Here is an 18,493-nt window from a genome sequence, read left to right on the forward strand (position 1 = left end):
GACCGCGACCCCGGCATGATTTCATTCACAATCGCGACGAAGTCTTGACCTTTGCCCTCCTCGCGGAGCACCTGATGGCCCCCTGTCGGTCCACAGCTGCAACCCGTTGCGCTGGCCTTCCTCCCAGCGCCCTTCGAGATACTCTTGGAAAGAATCCATGAGAACCGAGCGCGAAGGTGGCCGCCGGTGCTCGGGCTCACCGCCCGCTGCAAGCCAGCGTTCGACAGTTCTCACGTTCATGCCAATCCGGGGCGCGATCTGTCGCGGCGATAGACCGGCCTCCCGCAACTGAAGGATTTCAGCATAGAACTCGCTGCGCTGGTTGCGCCTCGACTGGCGCAGGCAATCAAGTTTCGGGGAAGTTTCTACCGGTGGTTCCGGCTCGGCTTCGGCATTTCCGGCCATCTCGGACGCCATGGCCTTTCCGGCGGCGCTGACCGCCTTGCGATGGCGACCGACGGCCAGACGCAACGCTTCGCCCAGGTTCTGGAGAAGATGCCAGCGGTCGGCGACCTGCGTTGCATCGGGAGCACCGCGACGGGCGCCCTCGGCATAAACGCCGGCACGATCGCGCGCGATGACCTCGATGCCAGGATGGCGTTAAGCCGTGATGCGACCGTGCCGGCATTTCGATCCGGCAATAGATCCAGCACGCGGTCGCGCGCCAAATCGCAGATGATCGTTCCGTAGCGCTGTCCTTTGCGCCAGGCCCAGTCGTCGATGCCAACCACCCGCGGCGCTTGCGGCGGCTCGAATACCCGGCCGCGCGGACCATCCGCAACAGCGTGTCGCCGCTCACCGGCATGGCGAGCTTGTCCGACAGGCGCGAGCCCGGCTCGCCACCCACAGCGAAGCCGATCGCCAGATGGCTTTCGCCGAGCCGAACCGTGCGCCGGGCTTTCGGCTGAACCGTCTCAGGAAGCCTCTCGGTGAACCGGCGCGGGCATTGTGAATTCGCGCATCGAAACGGTCGTGCGTGGAGCCGAATTTCGACAACCCGCCCCTGCCACGGCAGATCGGTCAACCGGCGCATGTAGTGACTGTGGACGCGGCCGGTTCGGCGGCCGCAACATGGAAGCACGTTTCCATTGCCTTCGGCCGAGCGACGAGCACCGCCCTGTCAGCCTGCGGAAGAATTTGGACAATCGAAAGCTCGGGCGAAATCAGCGAGCGGAAGGCATGGAGCGCGGGCAAATCACGGCGTCAACTGCGATTCCGACTCTATGAACTTATTCGCACCGTCCGTGAATCCCGCAATCTGCACCAAATATGCGGAAGAACCCTTGATTGTCGCGCTGCATCAATCTTTCTACCATAGCCAAAGTAGCACTTTCGCGGCCGAACTGCAGACCTCTAGCAAAGCCAGCTGCTCTGTGCCGCTTCCAACCGCCTAGTCACATTTTCGAAGCGCGTGTTGGAATCGGTGATTCCGTGACACATTATCGCCACCTTTTAGCCCCGACATTATCGCAATCTCCCACGAGAAAGCCGGCGTTGCCCCAGACGGTTCGGTCCGGCATCGGCTCAAACAGCCCCCCGCTTAACGGTCGGTGCCGGATCGAACCACCTTGCATGTCTGAAGGAAATCAGGTGCGACGCCAATGACGGTCGTGATTGGCTCTTCGACTCGCCAGCTTTTCGAAAGGAACATATCCTAAGATGGTTAGATTGCGGTCGAAGCTACGAAGCGGATGAATATCAATAACGCTGCCCGTACGACGGCCGCAGGTCCTACGCATATGGCGGCTCAAGTGCTGGGCGGTGGCCGAAGCCTGGAAGAGGCCGGCGAGCGCCTCTTCGCCTTCACCCGATTTTCTGGAGATCGCTGCGGTGCAGGGGAGTGTTGTGCGGGACGGTGTCGTATGCAGGGGCTGCTGAAGTGACCCTCGAGAGGTGAGCTGCGCAGCGCTCCGATCCACTCTTGCGACAACTCCAACAGCAATGGCTTCTCAAAGACTGTTTCGAAATTCGCTCTGGCGAGTCATATGATGATGGTTTCGAAAACCGGAGCGCAGTGGACATTTGGGTCCGTGAGACCTCATCGGACGAAGTATTATTACTGTCGCGGTAGTCGGCTATGGTAGGTGATGACGAGGTCCATCAGATCGGAACGCGAACGCGCCGCGAGCTATTAGCATTCAGCGGCGAAGGGACCGGGATCCGCAAGAAGTCGCAGCGTGGTCTCATCTCTCCAGATTCGTTCTGATGCGCGCAGCTGCCGTCGGCATCTTCTACAGAAGAATCTGCTGGAGTAGAAATAACAGCTTCCCACAATCTGCTGCCCCGGTCTGCGTAGGATCCATGTTCTTGCCCGCTCTTATCGGAGTCAGTGGCACGTCTGCCCGGCTCTTGTCGGGCAGACGCAGAAAAGTTCAGCCAGCTTTGCTGAGACTGCCAGCGGAGGACTTGCCAGTACGGCGGTCCTGTTCGATCTCATAGTTGATCTTCTGGCCGTCGGTGAGGGTCGAGAGGCCTGCGCGTTCGACAGCAGAAATGTGGACGAAAACATCCCGACCGCCATTGTCGGGCTGGATAAATCCAAATCCCTTGGTGCTGTTGAACCACTTCACCGTTCCGGTCGCCATAGTCGTATTCCTTGTAAACATTTCGATGCGGGCAGGCCATAAGCCAGTCCGCCCGCTTCATACCGAGATTTTAGGGGCAGCAAAAGCGAGAAATTGCAAAAGCCCAGTCCAATCGCAACCCGGCGCGCAAGGCTCATGATCGCCTGTCGCCCCAAGCATCTCGCGCTGGAGCTCGAATGGCCCAAAAGACAAGCGATTCCTGCAACGCTCCGAAAAAAGATCGCAGAACCGCGTCTATCGCTGGTTTTGGAGTCGTATCACGGGATCTGCGATCTACCGACTTGAGCAAGGGTACGCTGACGACACAGCGACTACGGGCGCGCGCTAACGCCATCATATTCGTCGCTCGCCTACGGATGGTTCACCTAGCAACCTTTCAAGTGGCAAGCACTTCCCATTCGGCGATGTCAGATGTCCGACAATGTCAGATACCCTGCACCGTCGACGCTTCAATGCCGGCGACCGTGGACATCGCGCGCAGCGTCCAATGGGCCGCCTCATGCGGCGGCGTCGCCTGCGTCAGGCGGACGATCTCGGCGACGTGCTTCGGCGGGACCGGCGCCCTTCCGGGCGAACGGGACCGGTCGCGGAGCAGTCCATCGAAGCATTCGCGCATGAACCGCTCCTGCGAGCGACAGACAGAGGTCTTGGACTTGTCGGTCTCGGCCATGATTGCCGAGGTGCCCAGACCATCGCCGCTCATCACGCCTTCTAGGCTTCCAGGGTCCGCGACGATCACTTGCAAGCGCCGACGATCGCTGGCCGAGCCGTTGAGGGACATGCCATGGGGATGCATCAAACTCACACGCTACACCGCAAACGGAATCCCAAAATCGGACCTTTTTTGATCCGATCAATCCACTCTCATGCCCGCCGATCCGATCGGCGGGCATGAGGCACTTGTACGGCGGATGTGAGGTGCAAGAGGCCGCGGGTCGGGCCGCATGACCTGGTTTCGTTTGGGGCTGCCTCTGTCTAGGTGGCGAGCGTCGAGGCTGATAGTGAGCTCCCCGGCATTGTCGCGCCTCCAGCGCCGCGTATCGCGCCGAGGCTGATCCCGTGTTGTGGTCTCCTCTGCTGGCGGTCTGTCAAATAGTGGTCACGCCGCCTTTGGCGCGGATCGCATTCTTGCCGCGCGCGCTCAGCCGACGATTTCGGGTGCACAGTCGAACTTGCGCTTTCCACCCGATATCGCGAACGATTTTCGGCAGCGCCTCGATCCGGTCGACCTTATGCTGGCCGATGCGCGCTCCCATCCGGTAAGCCCAGGCGCCTTCGACCAGCGCGCGCCGGGCATGAGTATTGCCGGCTCGGTGATGCCGCCGCGCCAGACGGTCTCAGCACTCGATTGTTCTCCGGGGACCAGGCCGAAATAGGCCATGAGCTGGCGTGGGTTTGAGAAGCGTGTGAAGTTCACCGACCTCCGCGCCCGGCACAGGGCATTAATCACCGCGATGCCGCGCATCGCCTGCAAAGCGTCAACGAACGGGGCGCTGCAGGCGCCGTTCCGCATCCATGACGGCATCGACATAGTCCTGAAATGCGACCTGCTGAGCGGGATGGTCGAGGGCCGAAGCCATCGCCGATAAGCCTTTCGCCAGGCCCTCCCGCGCTCATGCTAGCGCCCGTGACGGAGCAGAAATCCTTGAAGATGTTGGCGCGCTCGCGTCACCACTTGTCGCACGACGGCTGCGCAGCCGGATCAGGTCGCGCATGGCTTCATGATCGGCGTCGGGCACCCAGACGGGGTCAACTCTCCGGCCCGATGAGGCGAGCGGGCCTGGTGGCGTCGCGACGGTTCGTCTAACCCGATGGCCAGGCTCCCGCGAACTCGCGTCGGGGCCACTACGTCGCACCGATGGCCGAGGCGCGTGAGTTGGCGATGAACGCCATAGCGGCACGGGCAACTCGCGCACCGAGAGGTGCGGAAGCAGTACCCAGCCCTCGGGGACAAGCGAATTACCTCGGCGCACGACCTCATCAGGGGGCATGCCGTCCATGCACTCCCCCTCCAATCTGATCTCGCCTGCGATGGCTTCACCAGCCGCAGATAGTGTTCATCAAGCTGGTCTTGCCCACGCCATTGCTGCCCACGTCGGCGGCGTGACGCCACTGATCTTCGCGCCGAAGTTCAACTCGTCGATAGCGCATTGCCTGTGTCCCCTCAGCGAGGACGCAGCCGAAATGCAAGACCGTGGTCCGGTCACAAAGACGGATCACGGATCGCATATCTAAGCTTCTCGCTTGCCGGTGACCTCGGCTGTCTTCGGTCGCGTCTAAACCGGCCTCTGGCTCGTCCAGCGGCAAGATACGAGGTCCAGCCGCCAAAGCTGTCGAGATGCTAAGCATTCGACGGAGCCCGCCAGGAAGATTTCCTGCCGGACTAGCTCGTTGGCCTCGATGTCAATGATGAGGCCGCCGCCGACGAAAGAGAAATCGGGATTGTAGGACACCGGTTCACCCACAACCGCGTTATTGGCCATGACCGGCCAGGCAGCGAGCAACGCTCCCGCTGCAGCAAAGATTTTCGCATACAATCTCATAAAACTACCTTCATAGGGATCATTCGCCATTCGGCCACACGCACGTAACCCTCAGGCGGAAGCGGACGGTCAGGTGCCCAACCGGTCATGTACCTTTCACGTTGGTCAACAGCAGCCCATTGCACCAAACGTGGTCCACCCGTCCCCACTCGCAGGCTGCCGCGGCATCCGGAAAGAACCCACGCCCGTTAAGGTTGGCACTCGTGTTGCAGAGCAGCGGAATCCCAGTGAGTTGCTCATATTCGACCAGGAGCTCTGCAATTGGGTGATCAGATTTTCTAGAAACTGTCTGTAATCGCGCAGTGCCGTCGAGATGAACGATTGCCGGAATTTTCTCTTTCCACTCCAAACGTGTTCGATGATCGAACAGCATGTAAGGATCCGGCGTGCCGGGTTCGAATATCTCATGAGCACGATCCTCCAAGCATATTGGCGCTACCGGCCGGAAGTGCTCTCGACCTTTTACGTTGTTGAGGTGGTTCTTCATTTGCGGCGAAGTCGCGGCCGCCAGGATGCTTCTGCCTCCCAACGCACGTGGACCAAGCTCTGCACGGCCTGAGAGGAAAACGACAGGCTTGTCGTCGGCGAGCACGTTGGCAAGTTCTTTTAAGCTGCATGGAGCAGCATGCCATCCAGGGGGCACGGAGCCATGGTTCATGTTTGGCCCGCTGTAGACCGACCAATCGAGGTGGACGAAGCCTTTGTCGGCGGCTAGGGCGCAGCAAGCAGCACCGATCGCCGACCCGCTGTCGTTTGGAAACGGAGGTACCCAGACTGTATCGAACAAACCGCTCGCGCGAAGTGCACTGTTCCATTTGATATTCAGCCCGCATCCCCCGGCGATGCACAGGTTTCGCGTCCCGGGAACCGACTGCCGCAGCGCGATTGTCATCTCGCGAACAAGAAGGCGCTCGAGAAAGGCATGAAATGAAGCAAGTATGTCCTCGGGTCTCTCGGCGACTAGGCGCGACGCGCTTACATCGAAGAAACCATGCACAGCTGCGAGTAGCGCGTCTTCGCAGCGGCTGCTGCTCCTGTATTCGAGGCCAATCTTTGTGTCGCCGGCGAAGTGTTCGTTATAAAGCTCTTGAAATATAGAGACGATATTTTCGTGAACAGCCCCTAGCGCGATATAGGCCATCAGCTTGCCGGCTATATCTAGATTCCAGCCGGTCCGCACTTCCTGTCTATAGGGACCGAAGTGTTGGCCCGCTGCGGCGTAGGCATGGCCTATAATCGGAAACAGGCATCTGACAAACCGGACTCCGCTTGGTTCCACGTAGTAAAGCCGCGGGAAGATGAAGCCGTCCCATATCAGGCAAAAGGCGGGTTGTTTTGCTTTGGCGAATGAGCTGGTGCAGTATGCGGAAGCTACGTGGCCAATGACATGCGGATAGCTTTCATAAGGAAATGCCCCGCCGCCGAGCATGAGGCCCGAGCTGTGATAGGCTGTCAGGGGACCATTAGCGTCCCGCTCTACATATGGTGCCCCGTGGAGAGTGACCGGGGCACCCTCACTGACAACCTGGAATTCCGATTCGATCTCACCGTCCCAGCCATCGATGACGAACCGGTCAATATCGCGCGGATCGAGGCCATGTTCCGCTAAGGCGGCAGTAATCGTTTCAAGACGATCAATGGATTGGTATCGTGGGTTATTATTGAGTTTCTCCTGCTCGATGCAAAAGATCAATCGGCCGTCCTCGACGACAGCGATCGCCCCGTCGTGCGTTAGCTTGATACCGCAAATGCGCATAATAGAGCCCTGTCAAGGTTAGCGTGGCACAAATGTAGAACAATCCGGAAAACGTGAGCGCGAAAGCACGGGACATGCGCTTTCAATTAATGCGCTATGCAGCATCTTGACGGATCGGTAAATTTGATTGTTTGGATTGAGTGCATTCATGGGGTGGATATGCGGCCCATGCCCAACAGGCGTCTAACCCAACCATACTCTTCCTCGTCGAGCACTGATGGGGGCTCAGTTGGGCACCTCGATTTACCGCACTTTCAGCGTGAAGGAGCAGCGGTGACCGCAGGGCAGTTCAGGTGAACGACGGCGTATAATTGGTGGTCTGTCACAGGTTAGTGTGATTCAGAGAGGCTTCCGCAGATTTGGAGTCACGAGCGAAGTTGGTACGCCGCGGCACGACGCGGCCTGCGACGACTACGACGCCATCGTTTTGCGGGGGAGCAGGCATCTCGACTTCCTGCGGCATCTGCAGGCCTACTATTTCGGCATTCCCTGCGCCCTTTTCATAGTCGATCAAGGCGGCGATTGCGCCCGATTGGCCCAAGCCTGACTCGAGTCGAATCGAGGCGCGCCTGTTCTATCGGCATATCGACCCGGCGCCCCTCGGCTGGGATAGACCGCATCGACAAGCGCGGCCGCTCCCTAGCGTCAGATGTGCCATCTAGCATGCTTCGAACCCGGGTCTGTAAGGGACCCAGGAGAATGGAGCATGAGGAGACGGATGGAATCTCAAACGCGATCTGTTGGACCCCCTGGCAAAGATCCCCGAAACTGCTCCTGTCATGCCTATGCCTGCACCTGAACGCGAACTGCGCGTCGAGGGCGTGACAATCTTTCCGCCCGGCGAAAGCAAGCCGACCGAGACCGGCCTTGCGTTTGCCATTCAGGCGGGAAGCGCGCTGGGCGTCATCGGCGCATCGGGTTCCGGCAAGTCGACGCTCTCGCGCGCTACTGTCGGCGCATGGCCCCGGCCGCCGGAAAGGTTCGCATCGACGGCGCAAGCCTCGACCAATGGGACCGGGAAGCGTTGGGCCGTCATATTGGATATCTGCCGCAAGGCCAAAGCCCCGGCGCATCGACCCAGTGCGGGGCTTGTTTGGGTTGCCAGATGGTCGGCACCGTATCCAACGATGCAGACCGTGGCTGTACGTGCAGGGCTCCGGAGCTGTTGCTTTGCCGCGAAGAGGAGACTGAGGTGACGGTTTGTACCGGACATTTGGGCAATAGGCAGAGGGCTGCCCATCAGCAATCGGTTACCAACGCTGCCAATATCCGCGGCGCAACGCCCTCCCCCTCCCCTCCCCGAAGCTCCGGTGGAAAGGGCAAGCGAGCTGCCGCAAGACGGCCACTGGCCGTGGAGGTCAGCTCGAAAGACGCTCTCTCCGCCGCCGGCAGGTTTGTCCGGGGAACAGACTCAAGTGATTCAAATGACTTGACCTGCCTTATTGTTTTGAGTCTCGCATTGCGCAGTTTCCGGCGAAAACCCGAGTTTGATCGCCTCAGACGATCACGGCGCTATGGGCGTGATCGAGAGGACGATCCAGTCTTGGCTAAGGTTCATTAGAACAGCGATCGGTTTCTGAGAGGAGGTCCGGGGCAGTTTGTAATGTTCGGGAACCGAACCAATCCACAGAAATATTTTATTGGTATGTCTGTTGGTTAACGCCGTCGGTCCGCGACCCCAGGCATTTGAAAATTAAAGTCAAATTTGCTTTGCTTGGATTCCGCCTCTGGGCACCATCAGCTTTAAATTGTATTTTCCTCTCGCAACTTGGTTTTTCGTCATAAGTTTTGACACAACCATTGCGCCTGTCACAACTCTCTCTAGGTTCTCTCTCGGTGTTGGTATTCTTGATGGTATCCAGCCACCTAGTGTATTTCGGCAATTGGTAGGGTGAACACCCAAATTCCTGGCTTGGTGCCGTTTTTCAATCACGTTGTGCACTCAGTTCGATCATATCAGCAACGGCAGAGCCAGCTGGAACGTGGTGACATCGACCGGCGAGAAAAAAGCGCACAACTTCAACTTCTGCACACTGGACGACCACGAAACGCGCTACGAGCGCGCCAAGGAGTTCATCGAGGTGATGCGAGAGCGCGATTTTCACGACGAATCCCATTCGTCTCTCAAATCAACGCACAGGCTTGCTTCCGGGCCCTATCCGCCTCCGGCCACCATCTACCAACTCACTTCATCGTCCTGCGGCCCATTCCAGCCGATCGGCCGAAATCAGCGACGTCGCGACTCGCCAGACGAAATGACTTTGCTCTACTCGGCCCTTCAGTGGAATTGATTTGCTTGGTGATCCCCCATCCTTAGGGCAAACTTCCCGGAGGGGCTGCAGGAGGTGATATGAGAGCACGTGCAGCGACGCTTGGGGATCTCGAGGATGTCTTCCATGGCCTGTCCAAGCGGATGTCGGACGAATACGCGGCGGCCGGCAAGGACAGCAAGATCGCCTACGACAATCTGATGATGAATTTGAAGGAAGGCCGTGCGCACGCGCTTGTCGAGGGCGACAAGGCCGTGGCGATCATCGCCTGGCATGAGAACAGCGACGCCGCCGATACGCTGTTTGCCGCGCAGGAGGATTTCTTCCGCGCCTCGACCGTCCGTTTCTGCAAGCGGCACATCCGCCACATCCAGGCGCTCGCCGGCAACCTTCCCATCCACTCACGCAGCTGGCTGCAGGGCCCCGACGTCGCCAGGTGGTTTAGCGTCATCGGCTATGTCGAGCGCGGCCAGGAGAACGGCGCCAATCTGTTCGAACTGCCGCCGGCGCGCGCCAGCTGAGGATCCCCGGCTGGTGGCAAGTCTCCTCCTTGCCGCAACGCCGGCTGTACCTCGCTATCGCCCGCGCAATTCTTTGATGCGGGTCACTTTTTCGAGCGCTTTAACTCGGGGGCCTTGCGAATTGCAGACTCGGCCGCCTTATGGACCGTTTAGCCGAGCGGCTTGCGCAGGGCGACGATTGGCGGGATGTTACAGGGGGGCACCGGGCAAACCGGCAGGCCGGGATCGATATGGCTGCTGAAAATGTCGCGAGCTTTCTTCGCCCTTCTTACCTTTGTTGCCTTGCTGGGGCCGGTAGAGGCAAGCAAGCGTGTGTCTCATCTGCTTGACCGCTCCAACCTGCCGATCTCCTATCTTCGCGAATCGGACCTCGTGACCGCATACACGACTGCAATGGCGCGCTTCCGTCTGCAGTTCGCGGGACGTGCGGGCGAAACCAATCTTGCGGTCTCTCTCGAGCCGTTGCTTCTGCGGGCGGAATTCCGTGCGCGAACATGGCGCTCGGCGGACGGCAGCTTGTTGCAAGGCTTCGCCGGCAAGGGCGGCTTCCGGTTGACTATCGGCAACTGCCTGGCACGTATCTGCGCTGCCAGCGAATGCAGCGATGCCGGTTGGCCGGTTTACACCTGCAGCGACGGACGCAAGCGCAAGATGTCCGTCACCGATTTTGTGACGGCAAGCTTCGACGGCGTCCCCTATCGTCGATTGAGCGCCTCCCCTTCACGGGAATGATGGCGCAATGGCGGGTACTGCGACTCGCCGCCGCAGCCGTGCAGAACCCTCAGCGTGCCGAATTGATCGGCGACATCATCTTTTTTCCGAGAACACGGTCCAAATGGAATGAGATGGCGGCGTTCCCCGGGCGCGAACTCGTGTCGCATTCGAGCCAGATGGCCGAAAAATCGATGACAAGTGCCGCCGGAACGTGTTGAAGACGGCGGTCAACATGGAGAGGAACGTGCGATCGGGTTGCACTCGGCAAGTGTTGATGGTTTGTTGCCGGTCAGCGGAGAACGAGTGATGCGAGAATCCATCGGTCAAGACGAATACGGGTCTTTCGATCCGGACGACCTGCCGAATCTGAATGCAATCGGCCCGGCCATGGGCGGCGGCAACGACTTCGAAAAATACGCGGTCGCCGTGATCATCGTATTCGGCGCCCTGATCATTGGCGGGCTGATGGCCGCGTCGATGACCTTCGGCCATCGCAACGGGTTCCTCTTCGCGCTTGGCGGCGCGACCTCGGCCTGGATATCGGGAAACGCGCTTCTGCTCGACCGGCCGCGCATCTATGCGCTGTTCGTCGGCATCGCCGCGCTGATGCTGATTGCATCGACCATCACGCTGGTTACCTGACGGCCCGGCCGGCCATGAGCCGGCGCTTGTCCAAGGGTTTACCCGGATATCAATATCCGAGAGCCTCCCCCGATGCCGCGCGGCTGTCGATGGCGCCATTGTAGCGCGCGCCGCCGCCTTTCTCGATTTCCGCCAGGCTCTTGCCTCCAACGAGAATGCCGGCCGCCTGGCCCCAGGTCTGGCCACCGAGATCAAGGTGATAGCCCATGCCCGCCAGCAGCCTTTCGGTATCGGGCGAAAGTCCGAACGGCTCGACATAGACCGTATCAGGCAGCCATTGGTGGTGGATGCGCGGCGCGTCGATCGCCTCCTGGATGTTCATGCCATGGTCGATGACGTTGACGATCGCTTCCAGCGTGATGGTGATGATGCGCGAGCCCCCGGGGCTGCCGATGACCATGAACGGCTTGCCATCCCTGGCCACGATGGTCGGGCTCATCGATGACAGCGGCGTCTTCTTCGCCTGGATGGCGTTGGCCTCGCCCTGGACCAGGCCATAAAGGTTCGGCACGCCGGGCTTCTGGGTAAAATCGTCCATCTCGTTGTTCAGCAGGATGCCGGTGCCGTCGGCGACGACGCCTGCGCCGAAGGAGCCGTTCAGCGTATAGGTCACTGCAACCGCGTTGCCGTCCTTGTCGATGATCGAATAATGCGTGGTCTCCTTCGACTCGCCAAAACCCTTCGGCATCAGGTCCTGCGACACACCAGCCCGGAACGGATCGATCTTGTCGCGGATGTCCTTGGCATAGGCTTTATCAAGCAGTTTCGAGACCGGGTTGTCGACGAAATCGGGATCGCCGAGCGCCGAATTGCGGTCGACATAGGCATGGCGCATCGCCTCGACCATGACATGCACCGTCTCGGCCGAGCCGGCGCCGAGATAGGACAGCGGATAGCCCTCGAGCACGTTGAGGATTTCGCAGATGATGACACCGCCTGAACTCGGCGGCGGCGAGGACGTGATCTCGTAACCGCGATAGGAACAGGTCACCGGCTTGAGTTCGCGCACCGCATATTGCTCGAAGTCGGCCTTGGCCAGAATGCCGCCCTTGGCGCTGCTTGCCTTGACGATGGCGTCGGCGATGGCGCCTTTGTAGAAGGCATCGGGGCCTTTGTCGGAAATCGCCGAGAGCGACGCGGCAAGGTCAGGTTGAACCAGCTTCTCGCCGATGGCGTAGGGCTTGCCGCCAGGTTTCAGGAAGGCGGCCGCCGCCGCCGGGTCCTTCGCCAGCCGGCCCGCATTGCCGGCAAAAGAGGCGGCATCGCCCTGATCGAGGATGAAGCCATCCTTGGCGTAGGCGATCGCTGGTGCCATCAGATCCTGCCTTGAAAGCGTGCCGTATTTCTCGCGCGCCATTTCGAAACCGGCCACCGAGCCCGGCACGCCGACCGCGAGATAGCCGTCAAGGCTGGCGCCCTTCACGGGGTTGCCATCCTTGTCGAGATACATGGTCCTGGTTGCCGCCAGCGGCGCGCGCTCGCGGAAATCGAGGAAAGTCGATTTGCCGTCGGCGAAACGGATGGTCATGAAACCGCCGCCGCCGATATTGCCGGCATTGGGGTAGACGACGGCCAGCGCATAGCCGACCGCGACAGCCGCATCGACCGCGTTGCCTCCCTTCTTCAACACCTCGACGCCGACTTCCGACGCCAGATGCTGGGCCGTCACCACCATGCCGTGTTCGCCTTTGGCGGGCGCCGGCGACGCCGCAAACATCACCTGAAGCGGTGCTGTCGCAAACGCAAAAGAGAGGCTGACGGCGATCAGGGTTTGGCTGACATGGCGCATGGCGGTGCTCCTGGGCGGGGTGCCCAGAAGACCCTGTCGCTGCCGTCAAGTCCACCATCAATGGTGGGCCAGAAGGATCAATTCAGATGTCAGGCGTGTCAGACAATCCCGCCCGAGCCGCCGGCGACGGCAGGGCGCTCGGCCGCGACCTTGGCGCGGTAGCCAGCCGCCCGGTAGGCGGCGACGGGATCGATGGCGCCGCCGGTTTTCAGCCGCGCCATGGCCAGGATCGGCTCGACATCGGTGCGGTAGGCCGCCTTCAGCGTCTGCGTCGCCATCAGCGCGTCATTGCCGTCCTGGAAACCTTCGAGTGCCCTGCGGTCGACCAGCAGCGCCTGCGCATAGGCGCGCTGCACCTCGACCGCAGACAGCATCAGGCTTTCGATCGGATCGGTGACGTTGTGGCTCTGGTCGAGCATGTGGGCCGGGTCAAAGCCGCCGGCGCCGGAAAGCTCGGCATCGACCAGTTCGTTGAAGACGAGAAACAGCCTGTAGGGATCGATCGAACCGGCATCGAGATCGTCGTCGCCATATTTCGAATCGTTGAAGTGGAAGCCGCCGAGTTTCTTGAACTGAATCAGCCGCGACACGATCATCTCGATGTTGACGTTGGGCGCGTGGTGACCGAGGTCGACGAGGCAGAACGCCTTGTCGCCAAGCTCTTTCGCTATGATGTAGTTGGTGCCCCAGTCCTGCACGACGGTTGAATAGAAGGCCGGCTCGTACATCTTGTGCTCGGTGAACAGCTTCCAGTCGGCGGGCAGCCCGGCATAGACCTGCTTCATCGCATCGAGATAGCGCTCGAATGCCTTGGCGAAATTGACCTGGCCCGGAAAATTCGAACCGTCGCCGATCCACACCGTCAGCGCCTTGGAGCCGAGCGTCTTGCCGATCTCGATGCATTCGAGATTGTGCTCGACCGCCTGCCGGCGGGTACCGGCATCGGCATGCGAGAGCGAGCCGAATTTGTAGGAAAGCGCTTGGTCCTTCGCGTCGGAGAAGGTGTTGGAATTCATGGCATCGAACCCGAGACCGAAACGCGAGGCCGCCTGCTTCAGTCGGTTCGGGTCGGCCTTGTCCCAAGGGATGTGCAAGGAAACGGTCGGTGTCGCCTGCGTCAACTGGCTGATGACGGCGCAATCCTCGATCTTGTCGAAGATGTCGCGCGGCTCACCGGCTCCGGGAAAGCGGGCAAAGCGGGTGCCCCCGGTGCCGACGCCCCAGGAGGGGATGGCCACGGCGAATTTCTCGACCTTGTCGCGGATAGCGTCGATGGCGATGCCGCGACGGTCGAGTCGCTCGCCGAGCGAGGCGTAGTCGTGCTCGAGGTCAGCCTTGCGGGCGATGTTATTTCTTTCGACGACGTCGGCGGAAATGATCGTTTCGGACAACTGCTATTCCTCCCAAATGCCAGTTGGCGCTGCCCCTCATCCGGCCCTTCGGGCCACCTTCTCCCCGTGAACGGGGAGAAGGAGAGAAGGCCTAGCGCGTAAAGCTCTGCGCGTTGCCGGCGTCGACGTTGATGATGTTGCCGGTCGATTTGGCTGACATGTCGGAAGCAAAGAAATAGATCGCTTCGGCGATGTCTTCCGGGAAGACCGAGCGCTTCAGCATGGAGCGCGAACGGTAATGTTCCTCGAGGTCGTCCGTGGACATCTTGTAGGCGGCCGCACGCTGCTCTTTCCACTCGCCGGTCCAGATCTTGGAGCCGCGCAGCACGGCGTCCGGATTGACGACATTGACCCTGATCTGCGCTTCCGCGCCCTCCAGCGCGAGACACCGGGCGAGATGGATCTCGGCGGCCTTGGCGGTGCAATAGGCGGCGGCGTTGGGCGAGGCGGCAAGGCCGTTCTTGGACGCGACGAAGACGACATTGCCGCCGATCTTCTGCACCCGAAACAGCCGAAACGCTTCTCTAGAGACCAGGAAGTAGCCGGTCGACAATATGTCCATGTTCTTGTTCCACAGCGCCAGCGACGTCTCCTCGATCGGCGCCGAGGAGGCGAGACCCGCGTTGGACACCAGGATGTCGATGCCGCCGAACTCGACCGCCGTTTCGGCGAAACCGGCTACGACCTGATCCTCCGAGGTGACGTTGATGACCACCGGCCGGACGAAATCCTTGCCGTACGCCTTCGCCAGTTCATCATTGGCGCTGGCGAGTGCTGCCTCGTCGATGTCGGCCAGCACCACACAGGCGCCTTCGCGCAGCAGGCGGTTGGCCGTAGCGCGGCCGATGCCGCCGGCGCCGCCGGTGACCAGCGCGATCTGGCCGGCCAGCGACTTAGGCTTCGGCATGCGCTGCAGCTTCAGATCCTCGAGCAGCCAGTATTCGATATCGAAGGCTTCCTGTGCGGGCAGGCCGACATAGGACGAGACGGTCGAGGCGCCGCGCATGACATTGATGGCGTTGACGTAGAATTCGCCGGAGATCCGCGCCGTCGCCTTGTCGCCAGCGAAGGTGAACATGCCCACACCAGGCATCAGATAGACCACGGCGTTTGGATCGCGGATGGCAGGCGAGTCCGCATGCTTGCAGCTGTCGTAATAGGCCTGGTAGCCGACGCGGTATTTGGCGACGTCGTCGGCGAGGCGCGCGATCACCGCATCGACATCGGGCTTGGCCGGATCGAACTCGATGACCAGCGGGCGGATCTTGGTGCGCAGGAAATGGTCGGGGCATGAGGTGCCCAGTGCCGCCAGCGGGCGCAGATCCCTGGAGTTGACGAATTCGAGCACGGCGGCCGAATCGTCGAAATGGCCAAGCTTGTGGCTCTTTTCCGAGATCAGGCCGCGAATTCTGGGCATCAGTTTCGCGGCGATGGCGCGACGCTCAGCGGCGTCCAGCGACTTGACCACTTCGCCGCCGAAAATGGCGAGGCCCTCGGAGCGGCGCTCGAACCACTCGATCGCCTGGTTGATCACCGAGATCGTCGTCTCGTAGCATTCCTTGGGCGTGTCGCCCCAGGTGAACAGGCCGTGGCTTTCGAGGATGACCCCCTTGGCGGCGGGGTGTTCAACACAGAATTTCTCCAGCCACAGGCCAAGTTCGAAGCCGGGCCGCTTCCACGGCAGCCAGCCGATGGCGTCGCCGAAGATCTCCGTCGTCAACGCCTTGGAATCCCTAGCCGCGGCGATGGCGATGATGGCGTCGGGATGCATGTGGTCGACAAAAGGCTTCGGCACATAGGCATGCAGTGGCGTGTCGATCGAGGCCGCACGCGGATTTAAGTTGAAGGTGCAGTGGGGAAGATACCCCACCATCTCGTCCTCGTGCTCGACGCCGCGATAGAGGCTTTTGAGCGCGCGCAGTTTGTCCATGTAGAGCGTGGCGAAACCGTCGAGCTTGATCGAAGCGCTGTCGCCGCCGGAGCCCTTGACCCAGAGCACTTCGACATCAGCGCCGCTGAGCGGATCCTTCTGCCAGATCTTGGACGACGTGTTGCCACCGCCATAGTTGGTGACGCGCTTGTCGGAGCCGAGCGTGTTCGAGCGATAGACCAGAAGCTCAGGCCCGCTCATCCCCTGGGCCTTCGTATCGTCCCACAGATTGGCAAGGCGCGAGCCGGAGCGCTTGTCGAGCATAGGTATCCTCCCTGGGACGCAAAAAGCCGCGGTCCATTTTGCCCGGAATGTCTACGCAAGAGGCTCGCTTGTCAATCACAAACGATCAATATCGATCATATTGCACTGCACAATGAAATTATATGATCGGAAATGATTGACAGTGCTTGTTTTGAGTGCCTAGATGGCAATGCAGGGAGGAACCATGCACGAAAAAGAGCGCCACAGGATCATTCTGTCCGCCGTCCAGGAAAAGCCTGTGGTGACGGTGCAGGAGATGGTCGACCTGACGGAGTCCTCCGAGGCGACGATCCGGCGTGACATCGCGGCTCTTCACGTGCAAAAGCGCCTGCGCCGGGTGCGCGGCGGCGCCGAGGCGATCTCGCCGCCGCAATTCATCGGCCTGGCCGGCCGGCCCTTTTCCGTCAACGAAACGATCAACGCCGCGCAGAAGCGGGCCATCGCCCGAGAAGCCGTGGAATTGTGCGGGGACGGCGAGCCGATCATCATCAATGGCGGCACCACCACCTTCCAGATGGTGCATTTCCTGACCGGCCGCCGCATGCCGATCTTCACCAATTCGTTCCCGATCGCCGAGCATCTGCTCAAGCATTCCAAGAACACGGTGATGCTGTCGGGTGGCACCATCTACCGCGAGCAGAACATCATCCTGTCGCCCTTCGACAATGACGTGACGCGCAATTTCTACGCGCGCCGCATGTTCATGGGGGCGCAAGGCCTGGGACCGCTCGGCCTGATGGAAGGCGATCCGCTGCTGATCCAGGCCGAGCAGAAGCTTATCGACCAGGCCGACGAATTGGTCGTGCTCGTCGATTCCTCGAAATTCCGCAAACGCTCCAGCCTGATCCTGTGCGGGTTGTCGCGCATCGCCACGGTCATCACCGATGACGGCATCGAGGATCGCGAAGCCAAGATGTTGGAGACCGCCGGCGTGACGCTGATCGTCGCCCGCAAATCGGCAAAGGAAGAATCTTCACTGCAGGCCTGAGACGCCCGCAGCGGCGATGGAAATGCAACGCTCAAGGGAGGATATACGATGAGCTTCTTGAAGAAATTGATGGTTACCGCGGCCTTTTCCGCCGCCATGTTCGTGAATGCGGCCTATGCCGAGAATGTCAAGATCGCGCTGGTGGTGAAGTCGCTCGGCAACGGCTTCTTCGACGCGGCCAACAAGGGCGCCGAAGAGGCGGCCAAGGAACTCGGCGACGTCGACATCATCTACACCGGCCCGACCAAGGCGACCGCCGAAGCGCAGATCGAAGTGGTCAACTCGCTGATCGCCCAGAAGGTCAACGCCATCGCCATTTCCGCCAATGACGCCGACGCGCTGGTGCCGGTGCTGAAGAAGGCCATGGAGCGCGGCATCACCGTCATCTCCTGGGATTCCGGTGTCGCCAAGGAAGGCCGCCAGCTTCACCTCAACCCGTCCGATACCGGCCTGATCGGCGAGACCATCATCAAGCTTGCCGCCGACTACCTGCCGGAAGGCGGCGATGTCGCCATCTTGTCGGCCTCCTCGACCGCGACCAACCAGAACGCCTGGATCGACGCGGCCAAGAAAATCCTGCCGGAGAAGTTCCCCAAGATCAAACTCGTCGCCACCGTCTATGGCGATGACGACTCGGCCAAGAGCACCGACGAAGCCAAGGGCCTGCTGAAGTCCTACCCGAACCTCAAGGCGATCATCGCGCCGACCACCGTTGGCGTCGTTGCCGCCGCACAGGTCGTCACCGACGAGAACCTGATCGGCAAGGTCAACGTCACCGGCCTCGCGCTGCCGTCCGAGTTCAAGAAGTTCATCGACAACGGCGCCAGCCAGGCGGTCGCGCTGTGGAACCCGATCGACCTCGGCTACTCCGCCGTCTACCTCGCCCATGACCTGGCGGTGAAGAAGGAAGAAGCAAAGCCCGGCGCCACGCTGTCGATCGGCCGCGTCGGCAAGGTGACGCTCGACGACACCAACTCGGCTGCGATGGCTCCGCCCTTCCAGTTCGACAAGACCAACATCGAAAAGTTCTCCAAGATCTATTGATCTCGGCCCCTCTCAAGCTGTCGCGGCGGGGCTCACGTCCCGCCGCGATTTTAAAC

General features: G+C 60.6%; 17 protein-coding genes and 2 pseudogenes. 8 read left to right on the forward strand and 11 right to left on the reverse strand.

What is annotated here, in order from left to right; genetic code table 11:
* Positions 1 to 21: 21 nt before the first annotated feature.
* From EB815_RS34085 to EB815_RS34365, 6 genes and pseudogenes are all read right to left on the reverse strand, one after another.
* Entirely contained in the window at positions 22 to 417 is a 396-nt protein-coding gene (locus tag EB815_RS34085; RefSeq protein ID WP_155765388.1) for a helix-turn-helix domain-containing protein, read from the reverse strand.
* A complete protein-coding gene (locus EB815_RS33490) occupies positions 366 to 731 on the reverse strand; it encodes a transposase (protein ID WP_208863826.1) in 366 nt (121 codons plus the stop codon). Before EB815_RS33490 ends, EB815_RS34085 begins: the two co-directional genes overlap by 52 nt.
* A gap of 1,641 nt (positions 732 to 2,372) precedes the next feature.
* Entirely contained in the window at positions 2,373 to 2,585 is a 213-nt protein-coding gene (locus EB815_RS32860) for a cold-shock protein (protein WP_065005701.1), read from the reverse strand.
* A 424-nt stretch (positions 2,586 to 3,009) separates the two neighbouring features.
* Positions 3,010 to 3,366 carry a helix-turn-helix domain-containing protein gene (locus tag EB815_RS32865; RefSeq protein ID WP_155767353.1) on the reverse strand — a complete coding sequence of 119 codons (357 nt, stop codon included), beginning with the start codon at positions 3,364 to 3,366 and terminating at the stop codon, positions 3,010 to 3,012.
* Positions 3,367 to 3,673: 307 nt separating this feature from the next.
* Positions 3,674 to 3,841: a hypothetical protein gene (locus EB815_RS33885; RefSeq protein ID WP_223217963.1), complete on the reverse strand. Its 168-nt coding sequence runs from the start codon at positions 3,839 to 3,841 to the stop codon at positions 3,674 to 3,676.
* A gap of 116 nt (positions 3,842 to 3,957) precedes the next feature.
* Positions 3,958 to 4,002 (reverse strand): annotated as a pseudogene (locus EB815_RS34365) (hypothetical protein); the annotation flags it as partial.
* Between EB815_RS34365 and EB815_RS33890 the strand changes: the two are divergent.
* On the forward strand, positions 3,992 to 4,174 hold the full coding sequence (locus EB815_RS33890; protein ID WP_223217964.1) for a hypothetical protein: 183 nt from the start codon (positions 3,992 to 3,994) through the stop codon (positions 4,172 to 4,174). The pseudogene EB815_RS34365 and the gene EB815_RS33890 sit on opposite strands and share 11 nt — an antisense overlap.
* 687 nt (positions 4,175 to 4,861) lie before the next feature.
* Here EB815_RS33890 and EB815_RS33495 read toward each other — a convergent pair.
* The gene (locus tag EB815_RS33495; protein ID WP_065005699.1) at positions 4,862 to 5,158 is read right to left on the reverse strand and encodes a hypothetical protein; all 297 of its coding nucleotides are present in this window, start codon (positions 5,156 to 5,158) and stop codon (positions 4,862 to 4,864) included.
* Between the two features lie 55 nt (positions 5,159 to 5,213).
* Positions 5,214 to 6,884: a nodulation protein NodU gene (nodU, locus tag EB815_RS32880; RefSeq protein WP_019863201.1), complete on the reverse strand. Its 1,671-nt coding sequence runs from the start codon at positions 6,882 to 6,884 to the stop codon at positions 5,214 to 5,216.
* Positions 6,885 to 7,603: 719 nt separating this feature from the next.
* Between nodU and EB815_RS34090 the strand changes: the two are divergent.
* From EB815_RS34090 to EB815_RS34210, 5 genes and pseudogenes are all read left to right on the forward strand, one after another.
* Positions 7,604 to 7,941 (forward strand): annotated as a pseudogene (locus EB815_RS34090) (ATP-binding cassette domain-containing protein); the annotation flags it as partial.
* A gap of 925 nt (positions 7,942 to 8,866) precedes the next feature.
* Positions 8,867 to 9,175 (forward strand): hypothetical protein, encoded by a 309-nt coding sequence (locus tag EB815_RS32885; protein ID WP_244493932.1) that lies wholly within the window; start codon positions 8,867 to 8,869, stop codon positions 9,173 to 9,175.
* 59 nt (positions 9,176 to 9,234) lie between these two features.
* A complete protein-coding gene (locus EB815_RS32890; protein ID WP_056565892.1) occupies positions 9,235 to 9,675 on the forward strand; it encodes a hypothetical protein in 441 nt (146 codons plus the stop codon).
* 243 nt (positions 9,676 to 9,918) lie between these two features.
* Positions 9,919 to 10,407 (forward strand): hypothetical protein, encoded by a 489-nt coding sequence (locus tag EB815_RS32895; RefSeq protein ID WP_056565889.1) that lies wholly within the window; start codon positions 9,919 to 9,921, stop codon positions 10,405 to 10,407.
* A gap of 288 nt (positions 10,408 to 10,695) precedes the next feature.
* On the forward strand, positions 10,696 to 11,031 hold the full coding sequence (locus EB815_RS34210) for a hypothetical protein (protein ID WP_081295188.1): 336 nt from the start codon (positions 10,696 to 10,698) through the stop codon (positions 11,029 to 11,031).
* Between the two features lie 49 nt (positions 11,032 to 11,080).
* Here EB815_RS34210 and ggt read toward each other — a convergent pair whose 3' ends face one another.
* The 3 genes from ggt to EB815_RS32915 form a co-directional block, all read right to left on the reverse strand.
* Positions 11,081 to 12,820 (reverse strand): gamma-glutamyltransferase, encoded by a 1,740-nt coding sequence (gene ggt / locus EB815_RS32905; protein WP_056565880.1) that lies wholly within the window; start codon positions 12,818 to 12,820, stop codon positions 11,081 to 11,083.
* Positions 12,821 to 12,918: 98 nt separating this feature from the next.
* Positions 12,919 to 14,211, reverse strand: coding sequence for an L-rhamnose catabolism isomerase (rhaI, locus tag EB815_RS32910; RefSeq protein ID WP_056565878.1), 1,293 nt, complete (start codon positions 14,209 to 14,211; stop codon positions 12,919 to 12,921).
* A 91-nt stretch (positions 14,212 to 14,302) separates the two neighbouring features.
* Positions 14,303 to 16,405 (reverse strand): bifunctional rhamnulose-1-phosphate aldolase/short-chain dehydrogenase, encoded by a 2,103-nt coding sequence (locus EB815_RS32915; RefSeq protein ID WP_065005697.1) that lies wholly within the window; start codon positions 16,403 to 16,405, stop codon positions 14,303 to 14,305.
* A 184-nt stretch (positions 16,406 to 16,589) separates the two neighbouring features.
* Here EB815_RS32915 and EB815_RS32920 point away from each other — a divergent pair, with 184 nt between their 5' ends.
* The gene (locus EB815_RS32920; protein ID WP_056565871.1) at positions 16,590 to 17,393 is read left to right on the forward strand and encodes a DeoR/GlpR family DNA-binding transcription regulator; all 804 of its coding nucleotides are present in this window, start codon (positions 16,590 to 16,592) and stop codon (positions 17,391 to 17,393) included.
* Positions 17,394 to 17,441: 48 nt separating this feature from the next.
* On the forward strand, positions 17,442 to 18,437 hold the full coding sequence (rhaS, locus tag EB815_RS32925) for a rhamnose ABC transporter substrate-binding protein (protein WP_065005696.1): 996 nt from the start codon (positions 17,442 to 17,444) through the stop codon (positions 18,435 to 18,437).
* The last annotated feature ends 56 nt before the right edge of the window (positions 18,438 to 18,493 follow it).

The organism is Mesorhizobium loti (assembly GCF_013170705.1).
In the GTDB taxonomy this organism is placed as follows: Bacteria; Pseudomonadota; Alphaproteobacteria; order Rhizobiales; family Rhizobiaceae; genus Mesorhizobium; species Mesorhizobium loti_D.